The sequence below is a fragment of the Massilia sp. CT11-108 genome (assembly GCF_047302915.1).
Taxonomy (GTDB): domain Bacteria; phylum Pseudomonadota; class Gammaproteobacteria; order Burkholderiales; family Burkholderiaceae_D; genus Telluria; species Telluria orientalis.
The window spans coordinates 1-1939 of sequence record NZ_JBKYMO010000763.1 but is presented as its reverse complement, the minus strand read 5'-3'; the positions used below and the strand labels follow the sequence as shown (position 1 = coordinate 1939).

2 protein-coding genes are annotated in these 1939 nt (G+C 68.4%); one reads left to right on the top strand and one right to left on the bottom strand.

The features are described 5' to 3' along the window. Window positions 1-939, bottom strand: a 939-nt coding sequence (locus ACEN88_RS30395; RefSeq protein WP_413345713.1) for a cache domain-containing protein, incomplete at its 3' end; no start/stop codon positions are given. Window positions 940-1154: 215 nt separating this feature from the next. Between ACEN88_RS30395 and ribA the strand changes: the two genes are divergently transcribed. Then, window positions 1155-1802, top strand: coding sequence for a GTP cyclohydrolase II (gene ribA, locus ACEN88_RS30390; protein ID WP_413345711.1), 648 nt, complete (start codon window positions 1155-1157; stop codon window positions 1800-1802). The last annotated feature ends 137 nt before the right edge of the window (window positions 1803-1939 follow it).

The following is a 1939-nucleotide window of genomic DNA, read 5'->3' as shown; positions in this document are numbered from 1 at the left end:
CGCCAGCACCACGCCGGCGGCCAGGCCGTATTCGCGCAGGCGGCGCACGGGGGCGAACGCGTCGTCGACGTTCTGGCGCACGAGCACGGTCCAGCCCAGGCCGGGATACTCGCCGTAGCCGTGCCCCAGCTGGTAGCCGACGAGGTACGAGCGGCCGTCCGGCCACGTCTCGACGACGTAGCCGCCGCGCCGCTGCGCACGGGCCGCCTTCAGGCTCGGCAGGGTCAGGCGCCGGCCCGTCACGTCGGCCGGTCCGAGCAGCACGTTGCCGTCCGCATCCACGATCAGGGCTTCGACCTGGCGCCGCGCCGTGATCCCGGCCATCACGGAACGCTCGACGTCGCGCGCCCATTGCCACGACAGGTGCGCGCCCAGCACGCCGCGCGTCACGCCCTCGTCGTCGACGTAGGGAAAGGCGACGTCGACGAAGCGCCAGGGCTCGTCCTGCCTGGGCAGGTAGCGCGCCAGGAGTACCGCCTCGTGCACGTCGCCCGCGTGGATGCCGCGCAGGGCATTGCGGAACCACGGGCGCTTGGACACGTCCGCGCCTTCCAGCAGGCCCTGGGCCGACACCTGCACCTTGCCATCCAGGCCGGCCAGGCCGATCCAGCTGTAGTAACCGAGGCTGTGCCGGATGCCGTCCAGCGTGGCGCGGCGGCGCTCCTGCGGCTGCTCTTCGGCCAGCACGCGGCGCCGGGCCAGCAGGCCCACCTCGCGGTAGCGTTCGAACATGCCGCGTTCCAGCTTGTCGGACGTCTGCATCGCCAGCTCGGCCAGGCCGTGGCCGATGCTCGATTGCACCTGTTCCGCCGACTTGCGTTCGATGATGGACGTCAGCACCAGCGTGAGGACGACGGACAGCAGCACGAAAGCGAGGGCGAGCCAGGCGCCGAGGGCGCGCGGGAGCAGGCGGCGGACGGATTTCAGGGGATTTGGCATGGCGAACTGGAGCCTAGCACAGCCAAGATTCCGTGCGGGAATTGTGTTGCACCACGTGAACACCCGCGACGCATTGTTGTATTTCCGACCAGCAGCACCCAGATCGGATGGAGAAGCGGAGGGGCCGCGAAGGGGCGAACTACACGGCCATGTCCGATTTCCGGTAAACTCGCCTGTTACGTAACCATTATTTACGCCATCGCCCAGGAAAAGCCATGCAAGACAATGCCACCGCGCCGTCCAACCTCGTCGACTACGTCACGTCGTGCTCCCTGCCGACGCCGTGGGCGCAGTTCACCCTGCATGCGTTCGTCGAGCATTCGACGGGCAAGGAGCATCTGGCGATGACGCTGGGCGACCTGTCCACGGGCGACGCCCCGCTGGCGCGCATCCACTCCGAATGCCTGACGGGCGACGTGATGTTCTCGCAGCGCTGCGACTGTGGCGCCCAGCTGGAATCCGCGCTGCGCCGCATCGCCGACGAAGGCCGCGGCATTTTGCTGTACCTGCGCCAGGAAGGCCGCGGCATCGGCCTCGTGAACAAGATCCGCGCCTACCGCCTGCAGGAAGCCGGTGCCGACACGGTCGAGGCGAACCTGCAGCTGGGCTTCCACGCCGACGCGCGCAACTATGAACTCGTGCTGCCGATGCTGGAGCAGTTCGGCATCGAGGCCGTGCGCCTGATGACGAACAACCCGCGCAAGATCGACGCCCTCGGCAAGCTGGGCATCAAGGTCGCCGAGCGCGTGCCGCTGCTCGTCAACCGCAACGTCTACAACGAGAATTACCTGAACACCAAGCAGGCCAAGCTTGGGCACATGATGACCTCGGTCTCCGAAGCGGTGCTCGACAGCGAGTCGTAACCCCCGCCGCGGGCGGTTCTGGCAAGATGGAGGCATGCGCCTCCCTTCCGCCGCCCTTGCTGTCCTCGTCTTCGGCGCCGCCGCTTCGCTTGCCGGCGCCGCGGGCAAGGCCGGCCAGCGCGTGAAACCGGCGCCCC

Excerpts from the sequence above, each read along its gene's own strand:
- ribA (WP_413345711.1), top strand. The coding sequence starts at position 1,155 with ATGCAAGACAATGCCACCGCGCCGTCCAACCTCGTCGACTACGTCACG.